This is a genomic window from Pandoraea horticolens (assembly GCF_902459555.1).
GTDB lineage: Bacteria > Pseudomonadota > Gammaproteobacteria > Burkholderiales > Burkholderiaceae > Pandoraea > Pandoraea horticolens.
On the sequence record NZ_CABPSM010000002.1, the window covers coordinates 395434 to 413728 of the forward strand.

The 18295-nt window shown below is 61.6% G+C and carries 17 protein-coding genes; 16 read left to right on the plus strand and 1 reads right to left on the minus strand.

Features of this window, described 5'->3' with window-relative positions:
- The first annotated feature begins 3 nt into the window (after positions 1–3).
- The 9 genes from PHO31112_RS05655 to rlmD all read left to right on the plus strand — a co-directional run bounded on the left by PHO31112_RS05655 (position 4) and on the right by rlmD (position 9399).
- The gene (locus PHO31112_RS05655; RefSeq protein ID WP_150619594.1) at positions 4–1035 is read left to right on the plus strand and encodes an ABC transporter substrate-binding protein; all 1032 of its coding nucleotides are present in this window, start codon (positions 4–6) and stop codon (positions 1033–1035) included.
- Positions 1035–1847 (plus strand): ABC transporter ATP-binding protein, encoded by an 813-nt coding sequence (locus PHO31112_RS05660; RefSeq protein ID WP_150619783.1) that lies wholly within the window; start codon positions 1035–1037, stop codon positions 1845–1847. The genes PHO31112_RS05655 and PHO31112_RS05660 overlap by 1 nt, the downstream gene beginning before the upstream one ends.
- A 162-nt stretch (positions 1848–2009) precedes the next feature.
- A complete protein-coding gene (locus tag PHO31112_RS05665; RefSeq protein WP_010807299.1) occupies positions 2010–2828 on the plus strand; it encodes an ABC transporter permease in 819 nt (272 codons plus the stop codon).
- A gap of 172 nt (positions 2829–3000) precedes the next feature.
- Positions 3001–3762, plus strand: coding sequence for a 5'/3'-nucleotidase SurE (gene surE / locus PHO31112_RS05670; RefSeq protein WP_150619595.1), 762 nt, complete (start codon positions 3001–3003; stop codon positions 3760–3762).
- On the plus strand, positions 3759–4907 hold the full coding sequence (locus PHO31112_RS05675; protein ID WP_150619596.1) for a protein-L-isoaspartate(D-aspartate) O-methyltransferase: 1149 nt from the start codon (positions 3759–3761) through the stop codon (positions 4905–4907). Before surE ends, PHO31112_RS05675 begins: the two co-directional genes overlap by 4 nt.
- Before the next feature lie 85 nt (positions 4908–4992).
- Positions 4993–5775 carry a peptidoglycan DD-metalloendopeptidase family protein gene (locus PHO31112_RS05680; RefSeq protein ID WP_246177789.1) on the plus strand — a complete coding sequence of 261 codons (783 nt, stop codon included), beginning with the start codon at positions 4993–4995 and terminating at the stop codon, positions 5773–5775.
- Positions 5776–5790: 15 nt separating this feature from the next.
- On the plus strand, positions 5791–6888 hold the full coding sequence (rpoS, locus tag PHO31112_RS05685) for an RNA polymerase sigma factor RpoS (protein ID WP_150619598.1): 1098 nt from the start codon (positions 5791–5793) through the stop codon (positions 6886–6888).
- A 96-nt stretch (positions 6889–6984) separates the two neighbouring features.
- On the plus strand, positions 6985–7761 hold the full coding sequence (locus PHO31112_RS05690; RefSeq protein ID WP_150619599.1) for a 3'-5' exonuclease: 777 nt from the start codon (positions 6985–6987) through the stop codon (positions 7759–7761).
- A 108-nt stretch (positions 7762–7869) separates the two neighbouring features.
- Positions 7870–9399 carry a 23S rRNA (uracil(1939)-C(5))-methyltransferase RlmD gene (gene rlmD / locus PHO31112_RS05695; RefSeq protein ID WP_281355081.1) on the plus strand — a complete coding sequence of 510 codons (1530 nt, stop codon included), beginning with the start codon at positions 7870–7872 and terminating at the stop codon, positions 9397–9399.
- A 193-nt stretch (positions 9400–9592) separates the two neighbouring features.
- Here rlmD and PHO31112_RS05700 read toward each other — a convergent pair whose 3' ends face one another.
- Positions 9593–10294, minus strand: a complete 702-nt coding sequence (locus tag PHO31112_RS05700; protein WP_010807292.1) for a Bax inhibitor-1/YccA family protein — start codon at positions 10292–10294, stop codon at positions 9593–9595.
- A 407-nt stretch (positions 10295–10701) separates the two neighbouring features.
- Here PHO31112_RS05700 and ndk point away from each other — a divergent pair, with 407 nt between their 5' ends.
- From ndk to bamB, 7 genes are all read left to right on the plus strand, one after another.
- Positions 10702–11127, plus strand: a complete 426-nt coding sequence (gene ndk / locus PHO31112_RS05705; protein ID WP_150619600.1) for a nucleoside-diphosphate kinase — start codon at positions 10702–10704, stop codon at positions 11125–11127.
- A 59-nt stretch (positions 11128–11186) separates the two neighbouring features.
- The gene (rlmN, locus tag PHO31112_RS05710; protein WP_150619601.1) at positions 11187–12308 is read left to right on the plus strand and encodes a dual-specificity RNA methyltransferase RlmN; all 1122 of its coding nucleotides are present in this window, start codon (positions 11187–11189) and stop codon (positions 12306–12308) included.
- Positions 12309–12569: 261 nt separating this feature from the next.
- The gene (locus PHO31112_RS05715) at positions 12570–13646 is read left to right on the plus strand and encodes a helix-turn-helix domain-containing protein (RefSeq protein WP_174995551.1); all 1077 of its coding nucleotides are present in this window, start codon (positions 12570–12572) and stop codon (positions 13644–13646) included.
- Positions 13647–13664: 18 nt separating this feature from the next.
- The gene (gene ispG, locus PHO31112_RS05720) at positions 13665–14945 is read left to right on the plus strand and encodes a flavodoxin-dependent (E)-4-hydroxy-3-methylbut-2-enyl-diphosphate synthase (protein ID WP_150619603.1); all 1281 of its coding nucleotides are present in this window, start codon (positions 13665–13667) and stop codon (positions 14943–14945) included.
- Positions 14946–14968: 23 nt separating this feature from the next.
- Positions 14969–16345 carry a histidine--tRNA ligase gene (gene hisS / locus PHO31112_RS05725; RefSeq protein WP_150619604.1) on the plus strand — a complete coding sequence of 459 codons (1377 nt, stop codon included), beginning with the start codon at positions 14969–14971 and terminating at the stop codon, positions 16343–16345.
- A 32-nt stretch (positions 16346–16377) separates the two neighbouring features.
- Positions 16378–17007: a YfgM family protein gene (locus PHO31112_RS05730; RefSeq protein WP_010807286.1), complete on the plus strand. Its 630-nt coding sequence runs from the start codon at positions 16378–16380 to the stop codon at positions 17005–17007.
- A 105-nt stretch (positions 17008–17112) separates the two neighbouring features.
- Positions 17113–18291: an outer membrane protein assembly factor BamB gene (bamB, locus tag PHO31112_RS05735; protein ID WP_174995579.1), complete on the plus strand. Its 1179-nt coding sequence runs from the start codon at positions 17113–17115 to the stop codon at positions 18289–18291.
- Positions 18292–18295 lie beyond the last annotated feature (4 nt).

Sequence of the window (18295 nt, forward strand, 5' to 3'; positions counted from 1 at the left end):
ACTATGCAAAGACGTCAGTTCGTCACGGCACTGGCCGCCACTGGCCTGATCGGCACGGGCATTCGCCCCGGCTTCGCCCAGGGTAAGCTCGAAAAGACCAAGGTCGCGATTGCCGTCGGCGGCAAGAATCTGTTCTATTACCTGCCGCTTACGATTGCCGAACGTCTGAACTATTTCAAGGACGAAGGGCTCGACGTCGAGATTTCCGACTTCGCTGGCGGCTCGAAGGCGCTGCAAGCCCTCGTGGGTGGTAGCGCCGATGTGGTATCGGGCGCTTACGAACATACGATCCTGTTGCAGGCGAAAAATCAATACATCCGGGCGTTTGTCTTGCCGGGACGTGCGCCGCAGATCGTCTTCGGCGTGTCGAACAAGACCATGCCGAACTACAAGTCGCTGGCCGACCTGCGCGGCAAGAAGATCGGCGTGACGGCGCCGGGTTCGTCGACGAACATCATGGCGAACTTCGTGCTTGCCAAGGGCGGTGTCAAGCCCAATGAGGTAGCGTTCGTCGGTGTCGGTGCGTCGTCCGGTGCGCTTGCTGCAATTCGCTCGGGCAATATCGACGCCATCGTCAATCTCGATCCGGTTATCACCATGCTGGAGCGCGACAAGGAAATTCGCGTGATCTCGGACACGCGTACGCTCAAGGAAACGGTGTCGGTGTTCGGCGGAAACATGCCGGCGGGGTGTCTGTACACGAACGAATCATTCATTCAGAAGAATCCGAACACGACGCAGGCGCTCACCAATGCCATGGTGCGTGCGCTGCGCTGGCTTCAGACAGCAGGGCCGTCGGACCTCATCAAGACGGTGCCCGACGCTTATCTGCTCGGTGACCGCGCACTGTACCTCGATGCGTGGAGCCGCGTGAAAGAAGCCATTTCGCCGGACGGCCTGATTCCTGCGGATGGCCCGGCGACCGCGCTGCGCACGTTGCAGGCGTTTGACGCGACGGTCAAGGGTAAGTCGATCGACTTGTCGAAGACGTTCACGAACGAGTTCACCAAGAAGGCCGATGCCAAGTACAAATGATGACTGCGCCGGCTCTTAGTTTCGACAGTATTTCGTGTACGTTCGTCGCGCGAGACGATCGCTCTAAGCGTTACACAGCAGTGGCCGATACCTCGCTCGATATTGCGCCGGGCGAGTTCGTCTCGGTCGTTGGCCCGACGGGGTGTGGCAAATCGACGTTGCTCAACGTCGCTGCCGGGCTGTTGGCGCCATCGTCAGGCACCGTCAAGGTGTTTGGCGAAACGCTCAAAGGCATCAATTCGCGCGCCGGCTATATGTTTCAGGCTGAAGCATTGATGCCTTGGCGTAACGCCATCGATAACGTGAGCGCAGGTCTCGAATTTCGAGGCGTGACGTCCGAGAAGGCCTCGGTGCGCGCAAACGAGTGGCTCAAGCGTGTGGGGTTGGGCGGGTTCGGTGATCGTTATCCGCACCAACTCTCGGGCGGCATGCGCAAGCGTGTCGCCATGGCGCAGACGCTGATTCTCGATCCGGACATCATTTTGATGGACGAACCGTTCTCGGCACTCGATATCCAGACGCGTCAACTCATGGAAAACGAGTTGCTCGAGTTATGGGCTGCCAAGCGCCGTGCGGTGCTGTTCATCACCCACGATCTGGATGAAGCGATCGCGCTATCGGACCGTGTCGTGGTGCTTGCGGCAGGGCCGGGCACACATCCCATCGGGGAATTCCGGATCGATCTGCCGCGTCCGCGAGACGTGGCGGAAATTCGGAATCATCCGCGCTTCACCGAACTGCACGCCCAGATATGGGACGTGTTGCGCGAAGAAGTGCTTAAGGGTTACGCACAACAGTTGAAGGCCGTATGAATCGTCATGTGTGATATCTCAGGGCTTGTGATAGGTGCGTGCGGCTGGGTGCGCTGGCTGGACTGGATGGAATGGTTCAATTTGCCGGACGGCTTTGGCTTGTTCGATTGGCCCATCTGATTCGCCTGGTGGCTTGTTTGATATTCCCGGAATTCGTTCGTCATGCGTAATCGTTCGTTCATGCGCCACCTGCGTTTGTGGCAGTGGCTGCTGTTAGTTGTGGGTTTTCTCGTCTGGTACGTTCTCACGAGCCCGACGCTGTTGCCCGCGTTCTATTTCGACAGCCCCGACAAGGCGGCTTTTTTCTTCGGTGAGCCGCAGAAGGTGCTGCTCCAGATCTGGCAATGGTTCGTCAGTGGCGAGATCTATCTTCATCTCGGCGTCACGCTGCTAGAGACGGTGCTCGCCTTCGCGATCGGTACCGTGTTCGGGTTGGCAGTGGGGCTTTGGCTGGCACTCTCGCCAAGTGCGGGGGCGCTGCTCGATCCGTACATCAAGGCGGCCAACTCGATGCCTCGCGTCATCCTCGCGCCGATCTTCGGCGTGTGGTTCGGGCTGGGTATCTGGTCGAAAGTGGCATTGGGCGTGACGCTGGTGTTCTTCATCGTGTTCTTCAACGTCTATCAGGGCGTGAAGGAGGTGAGCCCGGTCGTGCTGGCGAATGCGCGCATGCTGGGGGCGAACCAGCGTCAGTTGTTGCGTCGCGTGTACCTGCCGAGCGCTACCAGTTGGGTGTTCTCCAGTCTGCACAACTCCGTTGGACTGGCGTTCGTCGGGGCCGTGGTCGGGGAGTACCTCGGCTCGGCGCGCGGTGTGGGTTATCTGATCTTGCAAGCGGAAGGAACCTTTGACATCAACGCGGTCATCGCGGGGGTGCTGATCCTGACAGCGTTTGCGCTCGTGCTCGATGGACTGGTGGGGGTGGTTGAGCGGCGTTTGCTTGTCTGGCAGCCGCAAGCCGGCGAGACCGAGAAGATGTAACGGCGTGTCGGGCCGTTCGGCGGACGCGGTTTCGCCGCCGGCGGCCATGACCGATTGGCGGCAAACTTGTGGCAGGACCGTGGCAAACTGTCGACGCCGTGCCGTGGCGAAGACGCGACCGATGCCGCTATGGCGTCATATCCGAGCACCTTTCCTCGGTTACAATTGCCGCATGCGAATCCTGCTCAGCAACGACGATGGGTATCAGGCGCCAGGTCTGGCCGCGCTATATGAGGCGCTGGCACCGCTTGGCGACATTACCGTGGTGGCGCCCGAACAGAACTGTAGTGGTGCGTCCAATTCTCTGACCCTGCAACGACCGCTTTCGGTGTTCAAGGCGGGCAACGGCTTTACGTTCATCAACGGTACGCCGACCGACTGTGTGCACGTGGCGCTGACCGGGTTGCTCGACGAGCGGCCCGATATCGTGGTCTCCGGTATCAACAACGGCCAGAACATGGGCGAAGACACGTTGTACTCCGGTACCGTGGCAGCGGCCACCGAGGGTTTTCTCTTTGGCGTTCCTTCGTTCGCGTTCTCGCAAGTCAACAAAGGCTGGGATCATCTGGAAAGCGCAGCGCGCGTAGCGCGCGAGATTGTCGAGCGTTATATGGAGCGGCCGCTGGGGGCCCCCTTCCTTTTGAACGTCAATATCCCCAATTTGCCGTACGACCACCTGAAAGGTTCGCTCGCGACGCGTCTTGGGAAGAGACACCAATCGCAGCCAGTGATCCGTCAGGAGAACCCACGCGGCGAAACGATTTACTGGATCGGTCCGGCCGGCGATGCTCGCGATAGCAGCGAAGGCACGGATTTCCATGCCGTGGCGCACGATTACGTCTCGGTCACCCCCTTGCAACTGGATCTCACGCATACCGCACGACTTGGCGTCGTGCACGATTGGCTGGCCAGCGCAGGGGTGGCCCAACGATGACGACATCGCCGAAGCGTTTTCCTCTTCCTCTTGCCGAAGTCATGACGCGCCGGCAACGCAAGGCACCGGTGCTCGACAAGGCGTCGCGGGCCAGTCCCGCTGGTGCACCGCCCGCCGCGATGACGCGGGGAACTGCGCCTGCGAACCAGGGAAATGGAAAACCGACGGCGAACGGAAGTGCTTCCGCCGCGACGCATAACAGCCTGCGAGCTGCTTCCACGCCGCTGGCGGGGGCTTCGGCCCGGCCCGGCGGCGCGCACGCGCCGCACTCGGTCGTACCGAAAGGACTTGCAAGACCGGCGTCGGCACCGCATGCTCAGCCAGCATCGCATATCGCGAAAGGCGCTCCTCGGCCTGCCGCCAAGGTGTCGGGCGCGGGTGTCGCTCAGAAGGGGAGTGCGCCGGGTGCGAAGAGCGCGGTGCGCAGTGCGATGCCTGGGAAGGTTTCGACTGGCGGCACAGCCCGCGTAGGCACATCGACCCTTGGCAGTTTGCCCGATGGCATCGGGCTGACGTCGGATCGGGTGCGGGCGCGAATGGCTGAACGCGTGGCGGCGTCGGGCGTCAAACACCCGGGCGTGCTGGCGGCGCTGGCGACGGTGCCGCGTCATGGGTTCGTCGACGCGGCGCTTGCTAATCAGGCTTATGAAGACGCCGCGTTGCCGATCGGGCACGGACAGACCATTTCGAAGCCGTCGGTCGTCGGGCGCATGATCGAATTGCTGCTTGGCGGAGGGCGTCCGCTGGAGAAGGTGCTGGAAATCGGCACGGGTTGCGGCTATCAGGCGGCGGTGTTGTCATGCGTGGCACGCGACGTCTATTCAATTGAGCGCGTTCGTCCACTGCATGAGCGGGCAAAGGCCAATCTGCGGCCCTTGCGGGTGCCCAATATTCGCCTGCACTACGGCGATGGGCGGTTGGGCCTGCCGGCCGTCGCGCCTTTCGACGGCATCGTCATCGCGGCTGCCGGACTGGAAATTCCGGACGCGCTGATCGATCAACTTGCCGTCGGCGCACGTCTTATCGCCCCGGTGGGTGGTGAGCAACAGATTTTGACCCTCATCGAGCGCATCGGTGCGCGCCAATGGCGCGAGACGCAGCTTGATAGGGTGTTATTCGTCCCCTTAAAATCGGGCATCATTTAAGCCCGTCGGGCCTATTCTGCGGAGGATTTGAGTGAATTTGCGAGCGGGTTTCCAACAACGCGTCGCCAGTGTCCTGTTGCTGAGCATGCTGGCAGCGTGTGCATCGCGACAAGTCGGGGCGCCGGTCGTCGACCGTACCGTAGGCGGTACGACGACCGACAGCAATGTGCCGGGCACCGCGCCCGTCATTGACAACACACCGGTGCCGGCCGGGTATTATCGCGTCAAACCGGGGGATCGTCTCTATCGCATCGCGCTGGAGAACGGTCAGAACTATCGCGACATCGCGCGCTGGAACAATATTCAAAACCCGGACCAGATTGAAGTCGGTCAGGTACTGCGTGTGAAGCCGCCGGCAGGCGACACAGGTGCGCCTGTGCCGGCACCCGTGGCCAGCACGCCGCCGTCCGCGAGCAGCAATCCGGCGTCGGTGCCGCCCGCTGTGGTGACGCCGCCGGCCAGTTCGTCGGCATCGGCGGCACCGTCTGCCGTGTCGAGTGGCGAGTTGCAGCTTTCGTGGCCGGCCAAGGGCAGTGTCGTGGGTCGTTTCGACGATTCGAAGAATAAAGGCCTGAACATCGCTGGCAGCACCGGCGATCCCGTCTATGCGGCGGGCGCGGGTAAAGTGGTGTACTCGGGAGCTGGCCTGCGTGGCTATGGCAACCTTGTCATCATCAAACACGATGCCACCTTCTTGACGGCGTATGCGCACAACCGCACACTGTTGGTCAAGGAAGGCGACTCCGTGACGCGGGGTCAGAAAATTGCCGAAATGGGTAACTCGGATGCAGATCGTGTCATGCTGCACTTCGAGGTGCGCCGTGACGGCAAGCCTGTGGATCCGATGAAGTATTTGCCGCCTCAATAAACTAGGCAGGGTCGAATGCTCAAGAGAAAGCGTCGTACTTCGCAAGAGGAAGACCTCGCTGCCCCGGAGACCGATCAGGACGTTGACGATCGGCAATCCCGGCAGGACGAGGACGTGGACGACGCTTTCGACGAGCGCGAGGCGGAGGAGGAGGACGCCTCGCCGTCCGACACCGCCGAGGAGGGGGGAAGCACTGCCGCCACCGGCCGCAAGCGCAAAGCTGCCGACGGCGACGACTTCGGCACCGTGTTGCAAGCCGAACTCACCGCCGACACCGTCCAGCACTATCTCAATCGCATCAGTATCAAGCCGCTGCTGACGCCCACCGAGGAGCTCGATTTCTCCACGCGTGCGCAGGCGGGCGAGTTTGCTGCGCGCCAGGTCATGATCGAGCGCAATCTGCGCCTCGTTGTGAGCATTGCCAAGGGCTATCTCAATCGCGGAGTGCCGTTGCTCGATCTGATCGAGGAGGGCAACCTCGGCCTGATGCACGCCATCGAAAAATTCGACCCAGGGCGCGGTTTCCGTTTTTCGACGTATGCCACGTGGTGGATTCGCCAGAGCATCGAACGCGCCATCATGAATCAGGCGCGCACGGTACGCTTGCCGGTGCATGTCATTCGCGAACTCAATCAGGTGCTGCGCGCAAAGCGTCACCTTGAAAAGAGTGCGGCGTATGTCGACGGCGGTGAGCAACGGGATGCGCGCATCGAGGATATTGCCGATCTCACCGGCAAGACACCCGAGGAGATCACCGACATCCTCGCGCTCAACGAGCACGTGGCGTCGCTGGACGCACCGCTGGAAATCGATCCCGGCAGCAGTCTGCTCGACCTGCTTTCTGACGATCATAGCCAGGCCCCCGAGCAGGAGGTGCAGCATCGCGAGCTGGAAGACCTCATGCGCCTGTGGCTCTCGCGACTGTCCACCAAACATCGTTATGTCATCGAGCGCCGGTTTGGCCTCAATCGCGTGGAACCTGCCACGCTCGAGGAACTTGCCGACGAGATGGGGTTGACCCGCGAGCGCGTGCGTCAGATCCAGCAGGAGGCGCTCGTCAAACTCAAGCGCTATTTCGCGTCGAACGGTGTTCGTAAGGACGCCGTGCTCTGATCGACGTAGGCCTGTCCTGTCCCGAGTTGAATGCGTGCGGGCGGGGCGGCGATATCGAATTGCGATGCTCGCTATTTCTTTTTTTCGATTTTCATCATGCCATCTCCCGTACTCGTCTTCGACATTGAAACGATTCCCGACGTCGACGGCTTGCGCAAGCTCGAGCCGGCGTATGCCGGGCTTTCCGACGACGCCGTTGCCGAAGCCGCCTTCGCCGCGCGCCGTGAAAAGGTCGGGCACGACTTCCTGCCTCTTCACCTGCATCGCGTCGCCGCCATCTCGTGCGTGTTCCGCGATCGCGACGGGTTTCGCGTGAAGTCGCTAGGTACACTTGACGATGGCGAGGGGGCGCTCGTCTCGGGCTTCTATCGCACCATCGAAAAATACGCGCCGCAAATCGTATCGTGGAATGGCGGTGGCTTCGATCTGCCGGTGTTGCATTACCGCGCGATGATTCACGGCATTGCCGCCCCCCGTTATTGGGACATGGGCGAAGACGATCGCGAGTTCAAGTGGAATAACTACATCAGCCGCTATCACCAGCGCCATCTGGATTTGATGGACCTGCTGGCGATGTATCAGGCGCGCGCGAATGCACCGCTCGACGATCTCGCCAAGCTGTGCGGATTCCCCGGCAAGCTCGGGATGGACGGCAGTAAGGTCTGGGAGGCCTATCGCGGTGGCAAGCTCGAAGAGATTCGCAACTATTGCGAGACCGACGTCGTTAATACGTACCTCGTCTACTGTCGTTATCAATTGATGCGCGGTGGTTTGCGTCAGGTCGAGTACGATCAGGAAATCGAATTCGTAAAACGCTCGCTCGAGCAGGAAGCGGCGCCGCACTGGAAGGAATATCTCGCCGCTTGGGCGTGATGCCATTCATTTGCGACAAATTAGGCAGGATCGCCTCACGAGTGCTGCATGAGTAGCGGGCGAATCGATTAAAATGCCGGGTTTGCTGTCGCATATGAGAATGAAGACGTGACCCGCTCCTCCCGAAACTCCTCGCGCAACCGGCCCAGCGCCGAGCCCGGCATCATCGATATCGAATCGCTCGACATGGAGGCGCGCGGTGTCGGCCGCACCGCACCCGAGGGAGAGCCAGGTACGCCGGACTTTAAGCCCGGCAAAGTGATTTTCGTCGAAGGCGCGCTGCCGGGCGAACGCGTCACGTATCTCAGCTATCGGCGCAAGCCCAAGTTCGAGCAGGCGGAAGCCATCAATGTGCTGCGCGCAAGTTCGATGCGTGCCAAGCCGCAATGCCCGCATTTCGGCAAGTGCGGGGGGTGCTCGATGCAGCATCTCGAACCGCGTGCGCAAATCGCCATTAAGCAACGGGTGCTCGAAGATAATCTGGCGCGTCTTGGTAAGGTGAAGGCTGAAGCCATACTTCGCCCGATTCAGGGGCCAGATTGGGGTTACCGATTCCGTGCACGTCTGACGGTGCGCTATGTGCCGAAGAAGGGCGGTGTCCTCATCGGGTTCCACGAGCGCAAGAGCAGCTATGTGGCCGACATGGACTCGTGCGAAGTGCTGCCGCGTCATGTGTCGGATATGCTTGTGCCGCTACGGCGTCTGGTCGAATCGCTATCGATTCGCGAGCGTTTGCCGCAGATCGAGTTGGCGATTGGTGCGGACGTGACAGCACTGGTGTTGCGTATTCTCGAACCTCTCACGCCGGCGGATGAAGACACGCTGCGCGCATTTGCAGACGCGAATCGCGTGCAATTCTGGGTGCAGACGAAGGGGCCGGACACTGCGGTACCTTTCTATCCGCTTGAGCCGGAGTTGCACTACACGCTGCCGGAGTACCAGATCCGGATGCCATTCAAGCCTACCGACTTCACGCAGGTCAATCACCAGATCAACCGCGTTCTGGTGCATCGTGCGCTGCGATTGCTCGCGCCGGAGCCGCATGAACGCGTGCTTGATCTGTTCTGCGGTCTGGGCAACTTCACGCTGCCCCTGGCGCGTCGTGCCGGGTCGGTTGTGGGGATCGAGGGCAGTACCGCGCTGACCGAACGCGCGCTCGCCAACGCGCAGCGCAATGGCGTGGCGGACCGCACCGAATTCGCTTGCCGCAATCTGTTCGATATCACGGCAGACGATATTCGTGCCTTGGGCGCTTTTGATCGTTACTTGATCGATCCGCCGCGAGAGGGCGCTCTGGCGGTATCGAAGGCGTTGGCCGAACTGGCGCAGCAGGGGTACGAAGGTCTGCCCAAGCGCATCGTCTACGTTTCATGCAGTCCTGCGACGCTCGCTAGAGATGCTGGTCTTCTTGTGCATGAAGCAGGATATCGTTTGACGCTGGCCGGTGTGGTGAATATGTTCCCGCACACCTCGCACGTCGAGTCGATGGCGGTTTTCGAGCACGAGAGCATCGGTCAGCCCTGGGTGCCGCGCGTGCGGGTGTCGGAACCCGACGTCGCTGCGCATCAGGCAGATGAAGGTCTTGAGGCGATTGCCGGGGCTACCGGTGGTGATGGCGTGATTCACGAAGACGCCTGACCGCATTGCGTGATTGGCCGCCGACTGCGCGAAACGAGGTGCGGCCGGTTGCCTGAGGTGCCGGGTAGGCAGGGCCGCGAGGCGAGGTGAGCCGGAAAAATGCGCCGCGTAAAGAAAAAGCCAGTCCCTCGGGACTGGCTTTTCTGCGTCTACCCGGTGATGCGTTGATGCCCGCACCACCACAACGCGTGCGTCAGTTGCGGTTGCCGCCCAGCACGCCGAGGATGGCGAGCAGGTTGGTAAAGATGTTGTACAGGTCGAGATAAATCGCGAGCGTTGCCGTGACATAGTTCGTCTCGCCGCCGTTCACGACGCGCTGCACGTCGAACAGGATGTATGCCGAGAAGATGGCGATGGCGAGGACCGAGACCGTCAACATCAGCGCCGGCAGTTGCAGCCAGATGTTGGCAACCGAAGCCAGCAGGATCACGAGCACGCCCATGAACAGCCATTTGCCCAGGCCACTGAAGTCGCGCTTGCTGACCGTGGCGACCGTTGCCATCACGCCGAAAATCACGGCGGTTCCACCGAACGCCAGCATGATCAGCGATGCGCCGTTCGAGAAACCGAGCACGAAGCTCAGCAGACGCGTAAGCATGAGGCCCATGAAGAACGTGAAGCCCAGCAGCAACGCCACGCCCACGCCGCTATTCTTGAAGCGCTCGATGGCGAACATGAAGCCGAAAGCGATGGCAAGAAATGCGATCACGCTGACCATCGGGCTGCCCGCGAACAGCGAGAAACCGTAATTCACACCCAGCCAAGCCCCGGCAATCGTCGGCAGCATCGACAGCGCGAGCAGCCAGTACGTATTGCGCAGTACCTTGTTGCGCACCTGAACGGTTGTGGCGCCTTGCGTCCCACCGTAGCCGAAACGTTGGAAATCCTGATTCATATATTGTATTCTCCGTGGTCATTGTGCCCGCCGGCGGGGCCGGCAAGCGCCTCTTGACGCTTACGATGACCGGCTCTCGCGCCGGTAAATCCCCCGCAGCCGTTGGTCTGGCTTGTCGTAGAAGTCAAAGGATACCGAAAGACTCCCGGGAAAGCGCTCAGACGATTCTCGAAATCTCAGGGCGAATGCCTGAATTTCAATCCGCCGGCACGCCATCCGACCTTCCCATTTGGGTAAGGTGCCGGAATCACACCCTTACGTCAACTTCTCGAAAAGCCGGATCGTCCCGGCCGTCCTGCGTTTGAGCGGTATGCACACCGTAGGTTCCATCACCATCATAACAGCCTTCGTGCTACAATTACGGGTTCATGTTGGTTATATAACTGCTTAATTTTTTGGAGTTTTTCATGGCAGTCGAACGCACTTTGTCGATTATCAAGCCCGATGCCGTTGCCAAGAACGTGATCGGCCAGATTTATAGCCGTTTCGAAGGCGCAGGCCTGAAGATCGCTGCTGCCAAGCTGGTGCACCTGTCGCGCGCCGAAGCCGAGCAATTCTACGCTGTGCACAAGGAGCGCCCGTTCTTCAAGGATCTGGTCGACTTCATGATCTCCGGTCCGGTGATGATTCAGGTGCTGGAAGGTGAGAACGCCATCGCGAAGAACCGCGAACTGATGGGCGCTACCGATCCGAAGAAGGCTGAGAAGGGCACGATCCGCGCCGATTTCGCCGACAGCATCGACGCGAACGCCGTGCATGGTTCGGATGCCGCCGAAACGGCTGCTGTCGAAGTGGCGTTCTTCTTCGCCGGCCTGAACGTCTACGCGCGTTAATACGCGTTTAGCCGCTCAATCGCAGGAAGATACCGAAGGGATGTTGACGGACCAGGGCCATGACCAACCTTACGAATCTGCTTGATTTCGATCCGGACGGTCTGGCCGCCTATTGCGGCACGCTCGGCGAGAAGCCGTTTCGCGCTCGCCAGCTCCAGCGCTGGATCCACCAGATGGGTGCCGTCGATTTCGACGGCATGACCGATCTTGCGAAGTCGCTGCGCGAAAAGTTGCACACGCGTGCGACCATTGCCGCGCCGGCGGCCATCACCGATCATGTGTCGACCGATGGCACGCGCAAATGGCTGTTGGACGTAGGTAACGGCAATGCCGTCGAGACCGTCTACATTCCCGAAGAGACGCGTGGCACGCTTTGCGTTTCATCGCAGGCGGGCTGCGCCGTCAACTGCCGGTTCTGTTCGACCGGCAAGCAGGGTTTCTCGCGCAATCTGTCGCTTGGCGAAATCATCGGTCAATTGTGGATGGCCGAGTTTGCGTTGCGCCGCGACCTTGGGCGCGAGGGCAAGAACGAACGCGTCATCACCAATGTGGTGATGATGGGCATGGGCGAGCCGCTGCTCAATTTCGACAATGTCGTGGGTGCAATGCGCCTGATGCTCGACGATAACGCCTATGGGTTGTCGCGTCGCCGCGTCACGCTGTCGACCTCGGGTGTCGTGCCGATGATGGATCGCCTGGGGCAGGAACTCCCCGTGGCGCTGGCTGTGTCGCTGCATGCGCCCAACGACGCACTGCGCGATGTGCTCGTGCCGCTCAACAAGAAATATCCGTTACGCGAACTAATGGGCGCGTGCGAGCGTTACCTGGAGGTGGCGCCGCGCGATTTCATCACGTTCGAGTACTGCATGCTCGACGGTGTGAACGACACTGAGGCGCATGCACGCGAGCTTGTCGCCCTGACGCGCGACGTGCCGTGCAAATTCAATCTGATTCCGTTCAACCCGTTTCCCGAATCCGGCCTGTTGCGCTCGAAAGACCCGCAGATCAAGCGCTTCGCGCAAATTCTGCTCGACGCAGGACTCGTGACCACCGTGCGCAAGACGCGCGGCGACGACATCGATGCGGCATGCGGTCAGCTCGCCGGAGAGGTGCAGGATCGCACGCGGCTTGCGCAGCGCGGCAAATTCGGGAAAATCGCGGTCGAGGTGCGTACCGTATGAGGTTGCGCATGAGCGTGCGCGGACCGTGGCGAGGGCCGTCGGCCCCGCACGCGCCATGCCGTCCGTCGGATCAGTCTCGCACTACAGCATTCCTTGCGCGGGGGGCGTATCGTGTCCCGCGCGATTCCGTCAGTTCCTCGCCGAATCGTCCGATGCGCCGTGCAGATCTTCACGCCGCGCGCACGGGAGGTGATGCAGTGGAGCTGTCGCCAGCATATCCTCAGCCGCTGTGGGCGGCTGTTTACGAACGGGGGCGTATCGATGGATAACCAGAATCAGGCGGATGCCGGCGGGCAAGCCGGGGCCGAGGGCCAAGGATTGCCGCAGGGAGCGACCGTCGGATGGACTGAGCTGGGGGCGCAGGTGGGTGCGCAACTGGCCGCATTGCGCGAGCAGCGCGGCATGTCGATCGAAGACGTGTCGGCGCGCCTGAAAGTCTCGGTGCAAAAGCTCAAGCGTCTTGAAGCCGGCGAGTGGGATGCCTTGCCGGAAATGCCGTTTATTCTGGGTGTCGTGCGCAGCTACGCACGCATGCTCGGGGCCGATCCGGACCCGATGATCGAGCCGCTGCGCCGTTTTGGCCGCTCCGCGCCCGTCGATATTCCGCAACCCCCAACGGGCCAGCCGAGTATTCCGAAGAGCCCGGTGCGCTTCCGCTCGCCGGTTGCCGCGTCGCAGGCCAAATGGCCTTGGGCATTGGCTGCGCTCGTCGTGATCGCCGGCGCTGCCTGGTATTTCGGCAATGCACACAAGCCGGGACGTGGTTCCACCGAACCGGCAGAGTTGGCCAGCGCTGTATCGGCACAGGGAGCGACGGACGTTGCCGAACCGGCCAGTCAACCGGTGGTGGCCGATGCCAATGGCACGCCGCCCGGCGCAGATGGTACGAATAGCGTCAATACCGGTAATACCGAAGGCACGGTCAATAATGCATCGGCCAGCGCTGCCGTAGCGGGCCCGGGTCTGATTGCGGCTACCGATCCGACGCATGTGGTTGCCGGGCTGGCGGGCGCCAGCGCTGCGGCCGCGCCCGTGGCGCCGGCGCCTACGCCGGGAACCTCGGCCGATGGCAAGGCGTCCAGCCCGGGTGTGTCGGGTAATGGCAAGATTGCGTTGCGCCTGAAGGCGGATAGCTGGGTCGAAGTGCGTTCGAAGGACGGCAAGGTGCTGTTCTCCCAGTTGATGCGCGCAGGCGCCGAACAGGTAATTACGGGCGATGCGCCGCTCAAGGTCGTTGTGGGTAACGTCGCGGGCGTCGAGTCGCTGGAATTCAACGGTCAACCGGTCGAGATCAAGTCCCGCAACGCGGGCAACGTGGCGCGTCTGACGCTCCAGTAAGACCGAAAGAGGGTAATCATGGCTTCTGTAGAATGCATGCCGATCATCGGCGGTCCGGCACCCCGCCGTCAGTCGCGCAAGGTCGAGATTCGCTGGGGTGGGCAACTGGTGACGGTCGGTGGCGACTCGCCGATTCGCGTGCAATCGATGACCAACACCGATACGGAAGACGTGATCGGTACGGCCATTCAGGTCAAGGAGCTGGCCCAAGCAGGCTCCGAGCTGGTTCGCATCACCGTGAATACGCCGGAAGCCGCCGCCGCGGTGCCGGCGATTCGCGACCAACTCGACCGCATGGGCGTGATGGTGCCGCTGGTCGGCGACTTTCACTACAACGGCCATAAGCTGCTTGCCGACTATCCGGATTGCGCCGACGCGCTGTCGAAGTACCGCATCAACCCGGGTAACGTAGGGCAAGGCGCCAAACGTGATACGCAGTTCGCGCAAATGATCGAAATGGCGATCAAGTACGACAAGCCTGTGCGTATCGGTGTGAACTGGGGCAGCCTGGATCAGTCGCTGCTCGCGCGCATCATGGACGAGAACGCGGCGCGTGCGACGCCCTGGGACGCACAGAGCGTGATGTACGAAGCCCTTATCACGTCGGCGCTGGAGTCGGCGGAACTGGCGCAACGCGTGGGTTTGTCGGCTAACAAGATTTTGCTCTCCTGCAAGGTGAGTGCGGTGCAGGACCTGATCGCTGTTTATCGCGAACTGGCCAAGCGTTGCGACTACGCCCTACATCTGGGGCTGACCGAAGCCGGCATGGGGTCGAAGGGTATCGTGGCGTCGACGGCCGCACTGTCGGTGCTGCTGCAGGAAGGGATTGGCGACACGATCCGTATTTCGCTGACGCCGGAGCCGGGGGGCGCGCGTACCGGCGAGGTCGTGGTGGCGCAGGAAATCCTGCAGACGATGGGTCTGCGCGCGTTTGCGCCGATGGTCATCGCCTGCCCTGGGTGCGGCCGCACGACGAGTACGGTGTTCCAGGAACTGGCCTCGAATATTCAGGCATATCTGCGTGAACAAATGCCGATATGGAAGGCTCAATATCCGGGCGTCGAGAACATGAACGTCGCGGTGATGGGGTGTATCGTGAACGGCCCCGGAGAGTCGAAGCACGCGAACATCGGCATCAGCTTGCCGGGTTCGGGCGAATCGCCGGCGGCGCCGGTGTTCGTCGATGGTGAAAAGGTGCGCACGCTGCGCGGCGATCGTATCGCCGAAGAATTCCAGCAGATCGTCGACGAGTACGTGAAGACCCGCTACGGTCAGGCCGAAGGGGCGGTCGCCGCATAAGCAGGCAGGACACACAAGAGAATATGACTGACGCAAAGAAGAAGCGCCCCGCCAAACTGGCCGGGGTCAAAGGCATGAATGACATTCTTCCGCAGGACGAAGCCCTGTGGGAGTTCTTCGAGGAATCGGTGCGCGCCATGTTGCGTGCGTACGGCTATCAGCAGATCCGTACGCCGATTCTCGAGCACACGCAGTTGTTCACGCGCGGTATCGGGGAAGTGACCGATATCGTCGAGAAGGAGATGTACAGCTTCACCGATTCGCTCAACGGCGAGCAATTGACGATGCGCCCGGAGGGCACCGCGGCCGCAGTGCGTGCGACGCTCGAACACAATCTGCTGTACGGCGGGCCGAAGCGTCTGTGGTACTTCGGCCCGATGTTCCGTCACGAGAAGCCGCAGCGCGGCCGCTATCGCCAGTTCCATCAGGTGGGCGTTGAAGCGCTCGGTCTCGCCGGCCCGGATGCGGACGTCGAAATCATTCTGATGTGCCAGCGCCTGTGGGACGATCTCGGACTGACCGGCATTCATCTGCAACTGAACTCGCTGGGGCAGGGCGAAGAGCGTGCGCGTCATCGTGCCGATCTGGTCGCGTATCTCGAGAAGCATGTCGACTTGCTCGATGAAGATGGCAAGCGCCGTCTCTACACGAACCCGCTGCGCGTGCTCGATACGAAGAACCCGGCGATGCAGGAGATGGTCGAAGGGGCACCGAAGCTCATCGACTACCTCGGTGAGGACTCGATTAAGCATTTCGAAGGCGTGCAGTCGTTGCTCAAGGCGAACAACATTCCGTTCACGATCAATCCGCGTCTGGTGCGCGGGCTGGATTACTACAATCTGACCGTGTTCGAGTGGGTGACCGACAAGCTGGGTGCACAGGGCACGGTTGCCGGTGGCGGCCGTTACGATCCGCTGGTCGAGCAACTGGGTGGCGATGCCACGCCGGCGTGCGGCTGGGCCATGGGGGTTGAGCGCATTCTCGAATTGCTGCGCGAAGACGATCTCGTGCCACAGGCCGAAGGCGCCGACGTGTACGTCGTGCATCAGGGTGACGCGGCTGTCGCGCCTGCGCTGATCGCGGCCGAACGTATGCGTGATGCCGGTTTGAACGTCGTATTCCATTGCAGCCCGGATGGGAAGGGCAGCAGCTTCAAGTCGCAAATGAAGCGTGCGGACGCGAGCGGTGCGAACTTCGCAGTGATCATCGGCGAGAACGAAGTGGCTTCGGGCACTGTAGTGGTCAAGCACCTGCGTGCCGCCGATCAGGCGAACAATCAGACGAGCGTGGCGTTCGACGGCCTCGCGGAGCATCTGATCGATACGATCGTCGCCAGTGCCGACGAAAGTGTGAACGAAAGCCTGGCCGATGTCGGCGCGGGTAACGAAACCCTTCATTAATTCAAGACGCCAGACACGGAGAGCACCGGCGAATGAGCAGCTATCACGAGGAACAGGAACAGATCGAGAACGTAAAGGCCTGGTGGAAGCAGTACGGCAATTACGTTATCTGGACGCTGGTCGTCATCATGCTGGCCTATGGTGGCTGGAACCTTTGGCGCTATTACGACCGCAAGCAGACGGTCGAGGCTGGCGTACTGTATGGCGAGCTGGAGAATGCCATCGACGCGAAGGACAAGGCGAAGGTGGCCCGTATCGCGTCGGACATGGAAAGCAAGTTCAGCGGCACGCCGTACGCGCAGATGACGGCCATGCTCGCGGCCAAGTCGCTCGCGGATGCGGGGGATGCTGCGGGTTCGAAGGCGCAACTGCAGTGGGCGGTGTCGAACGCGAAGGACGACGAGTACAAGCAACTTGCCAAGCTGCGTCTGGCCGGTGTGCTGCTCGACGAGAAAGCGTACGACGAAGCGCTCAAGCTGCTCGACAATCCGCCCGCACCTTACGCCGGTCTGTTCGCCGATCGCCGTGGCGATGTGCTGGTCGCGCAGAGCAAGGTGGCCGATGCGCGTACCGCGTACAAGCTGGCGCTCGAAAAGCTCGACAAGCAGGATTCGGGCATGCGCCAGTTCGTTCAGTTCAAGCTCGACGCGCTGGGGGCCTGACGCGCGTTTGGCACTCCGTTGGCAAGTATTACCCTCCCATAACGCATAACCGGGTACATGATGATCTTTAACGACTTCCGTCGATCGATGCCGCAAACGATGGCCATGTCACAGTCCGCGCAGGCGGCGTCGACGCGCCGTGGCATTTTCAAGCGCGCGGGCAGTGCCGTGCTGACGCTGGCCGTGCTGGGTACGCTGGGTGGTTGCGGAATCTTCGGCGGCAAGCCGGCGCACGAACCGACGCCGCTCACGGAGATCAAGCAGGCGTTGACCGTCAAGCAGATCTGGACAGCCAGCGTTGGCAAGGCCGGCGCTTACAGCTTCGCACCGGTCGCGGTGGGCAACGCCGTGTTCGCCGCAGGCGCGAACGGCAGTATCGTGCGCGTGGATGCGGATACGGGGGCATCGACCTGGTCGGCCAAGGCGGATACGAACATCACCGCCGGTCCGGGCAGCGACGGCGAGACGACCGTCGTCGCCACGCACAAGGGCGATGTGATCGCGTTCGATCACGACGGCAAGCAGTCCTGGAAGGCTAACGCCGGTAGCGAGGTGCTCACGGCGCCGCTGGTCGGTCGCGGCATCGTTGTCGTGCGTGCGATCAACAATCGCGTGACGGCGTTCGATTCGGGTACGGGCTCGGTGCGTTGGTCGTATTCGCAGCCTTCGTCGACGCTCACGCTGCGTACCGGCACGGGCATGACGTTCGTGGGTGACCGTGCGGTCGTGACGGGCTTCCCGGGCGGCAAGATGGTGGCGCTCGACGCCAGTACTGGCAACCCGCTGTGGATCACGCCGCTGTCGTACCCGAAGGGGGTGACGGAAGTGGAGCGCGTGAACGACGTGACCGGCTCGCCGGTCGTGTTCGGCCGTCAGGTGTGCGGTGCGACGTTCCAGGGTCGTGTGGGCTGTGCCGATGTGCAGACCGGCAATGGCCTGTGGGCGCGCGATTTCTCGTCGCCGAACGGTGTGACGCAGGATGAGCGTGTGGTGGCGGCAGTGAACACCGACGGCGCCGTCTACGCCTTCAGCGCTGCCGATGGCAGTACACTGTGGCAGAACGACAAGCTCAAGTACCGCGACCTGTCGGCGCCGTTGGCGCTCGGCCGCGTGGTGGTGGTGGGCGACAAGCAGGGCTATCTGCATTTCCTGTCGCGTGACAACGGTGAGCTTCTGGCTCGCGTCAAACTGAGCGGTGCGATCGGTGCGCAACCGATCCTTGCCGGCCAGACGCTGGTTGTGCAAACGCGCGACGGCAACATCTACGGCTTCCGTCCGGAATAACCGG

What these genes read in the sequence shown, in the direction of transcription:
- PHO31112_RS05655 (WP_150619594.1), top strand. Translation starts at nt 4, where the DNA reads ATGCAAAGACGTCAGTTCGTCACGGCACTGGCCGCCACTGGCCTGATC.
- PHO31112_RS05660 (WP_150619783.1), top strand. Translation starts at nt 1,035, where the DNA reads ATGACTGCGCCGGCTCTTAGTTTCGACAGTATTTCGTGTACGTTCGTC.
- PHO31112_RS05665 (WP_010807299.1), top strand. Translation starts at nt 2,010, where the DNA reads ATGCGTAATCGTTCGTTCATGCGCCACCTGCGTTTGTGGCAGTGGCTG.
- surE (WP_150619595.1), top strand. Translation starts at nt 3,001, where the DNA reads ATGCGAATCCTGCTCAGCAACGACGATGGGTATCAGGCGCCAGGTCTG.
- PHO31112_RS05675 (WP_150619596.1), top strand. Translation starts at nt 3,759, where the DNA reads ATGACGACATCGCCGAAGCGTTTTCCTCTTCCTCTTGCCGAAGTCATG.
- PHO31112_RS05680 (WP_246177789.1), top strand. Translation starts at nt 4,993, where the DNA reads ATGCTGGCAGCGTGTGCATCGCGACAAGTCGGGGCGCCGGTCGTCGAC.
- rpoS (WP_150619598.1), top strand. Translation starts at nt 5,791, where the DNA reads ATGCTCAAGAGAAAGCGTCGTACTTCGCAAGAGGAAGACCTCGCTGCC.
- PHO31112_RS05690 (WP_150619599.1), top strand. Translation starts at nt 6,985, where the DNA reads ATGCCATCTCCCGTACTCGTCTTCGACATTGAAACGATTCCCGACGTC.
- PHO31112_RS05700 (WP_010807292.1), bottom strand. Translation starts at nt 10,294, where the DNA reads ATGAATCAGGATTTCCAACGTTTCGGCTACGGTGGGACGCAAGGCGCC.
- ndk (WP_150619600.1), top strand. Translation starts at nt 10,702, where the DNA reads ATGGCAGTCGAACGCACTTTGTCGATTATCAAGCCCGATGCCGTTGCC.
- rlmN (WP_150619601.1), top strand. Translation starts at nt 11,187, where the DNA reads ATGACCAACCTTACGAATCTGCTTGATTTCGATCCGGACGGTCTGGCC.
- PHO31112_RS05715 (WP_174995551.1), top strand. Translation starts at nt 12,570, where the DNA reads ATGGATAACCAGAATCAGGCGGATGCCGGCGGGCAAGCCGGGGCCGAG.
- ispG (WP_150619603.1), top strand. Translation starts at nt 13,665, where the DNA reads ATGGCTTCTGTAGAATGCATGCCGATCATCGGCGGTCCGGCACCCCGC.
- hisS (WP_150619604.1), top strand. Translation starts at nt 14,969, where the DNA reads ATGACTGACGCAAAGAAGAAGCGCCCCGCCAAACTGGCCGGGGTCAAA.
- PHO31112_RS05730 (WP_010807286.1), top strand. Translation starts at nt 16,378, where the DNA reads ATGAGCAGCTATCACGAGGAACAGGAACAGATCGAGAACGTAAAGGCC.
- bamB (WP_174995579.1), top strand. Translation starts at nt 17,113, where the DNA reads ATGTCACAGTCCGCGCAGGCGGCGTCGACGCGCCGTGGCATTTTCAAG.